General features: G+C 77.6%; 1 protein-coding gene. It reads right to left on the bottom strand.

Translation table 11 applies throughout. The annotated features are described in order from the left end of the window. Positions 1 to 163 precede the first annotated feature (163 nt). Positions 164 to 1,696 (bottom strand): glycosyltransferase (locus tag EAO70_RS35415; protein ID WP_148006911.1); only part of this gene is annotated, 1,533 nt, incomplete at its 5' end.

The following is a 1,696-nucleotide window of genomic DNA, read 5'->3' as shown; positions in this document are numbered from 1 at the left end:
CTCCTCGGCACCCCCGCACCGACCCCCCGCGGCACCGGCCGCGTCGAGGACGCCGCCGGTGCCGCGGGGGGTCGGTGCGGGGGTGCCGAGGAGGGCCTCGGAGCGGGCGTCCCAGGCTCCGGGGCTCGTCGGGGCGGCGGAGCCGCGCATGGGGGTGTCTCCTTCAGGCATCGGGGGCTCCCGTCCGGGCGGCCACGCCCTGGGGCGCCCAGCTGCCCGGTACGTGTGCCTCCGCGGGATGGGCGAAGAGCACGCCGTCCCCGGGGCGGTGGCGCACCGGCGCGTGGGAGAGGAGTTCCAGGTAGATGCCGCGGAACGCGGCGAGGTTCTGTTCGACGGTGAAGAGTTCGAGCGCGCGGGCGCGGGCGGCGGCGCCGAGGCGGTGGCGGCGCCCGGGTTCGCGGAGCAGTGCGAGGCAGGCGTCGGCGAGCGCCCGGGGGTTGCGCGGGGGGACGACGAGGCCGGTGCCGCCGATGATCTCGACGACGGCTCCGACGTCGGTCGAGACGGTGGCCCGCCCGCAGAACATGGCCTCGACGAGGCTCGCGGGAAAGCCCTCGACGACGCTGGACAGCACGACGACCGCGCCGGAGGCGTAGGTGTCCTCCAGAGTGGGTGCCTCGGGGCCGCCGAGTTCCTCGAAGGAGACCGGGTTTTCGCCGACGGCGTGCGCGCCGGCGGCCTCGTCGGGGAAGAGCTGGGCGGCGAGGGCCCTGATGTGGGCGAGGTAGGCGCCGGAGCCGGGGTCGTGTGCGGGTACGGCGACGATCCTCAGCCGGGCGTCGGGCTGCCGCGCCCGGATCTCGGCGAAGGCGTGCAGGAGGGCGATGAGGTCCTTGGCGGGTTCGACCCGGCCGACCCAGACGAGGGTGGTGGGATCGCCGCTCTCCTCGTCCTCGCCGACCTCGGCGAAGCGGTCGGCCGCCATGCCGGGGTGGACGGTGCGGATCCGGGCGCGGTCGGCGCCGCATCGCTCCTGCCAGCGGCGGGTGTGGGCGTTGCCGGGGGTGAGCAGGGCGGCCTGGCCGTAGACCTCGGCGGCGAGCCTGCCGTGGAGGGCGGCGAGCAGGGTGCGCAGGGGGGCGCTGCGGTGGGCGCCGGTGGGTGACAGGTAGTGGGAGCGGAGCTGTACGCCGTACTCGGTGACGAGCAGCGGGGTGCCGAAGAAGCGTTTGGCCAGGAGGCCGGGGAGGGCGGTGGTGCCGCCGGCGGCGGCGTGGCAGAGGTCGGCCGCGCCGAGCGCGTCCTCCTGGTACCAGTCGAGGGAGAGGGGGCGCAGGGTGCGCGCCAGGTGTTCGGCGAAGGCGAGGTGGTCGGGGAGTCCGGCGGCGGCGGCGCCGCGGCGGGCGCCGGGTGCGCGGCAGGCGGCTTCGAGGGTGCGGACGGCGTCGTCGGAGCGGAGTGCGCCGGAGAGGCCGCCGCGTTCGCGGGCGAGTTCGGCGAGGGCGTAGAGGCCGTCGGCGAAGGCGGTGCCGGGCGGGGTTCCGTCCGGTCCGGGCCGGTGGGCGCCGGCGGGGCTCCCGCCGGGCTCGGCGGCGTCCGCACAGACGCCCAGCGCGAGCTGGTGGAAGGCCTCGGTGAACCGGCGCCGTTCGCGCCGTCCGTAGGCGCGGCGGGCGGCGCGGTGGCCGCCGAGGGCGGTCCGTTCGAGGAGGCCACCGGGCTGCGCTCCCGTCTCGGGGCCGCTCGGGGGGGC

This window comes from Streptomyces sp. adm13(2018) (assembly GCF_008042145.1).
In the GTDB taxonomy this organism is placed as follows: Bacteria; Actinomycetota; Actinomycetes; order Streptomycetales; family Streptomycetaceae; genus Streptomyces.
The sequence above is the reverse complement of the archived record's forward strand: the minus strand, read 5'-3'. Positions and strand labels throughout refer to the sequence as shown.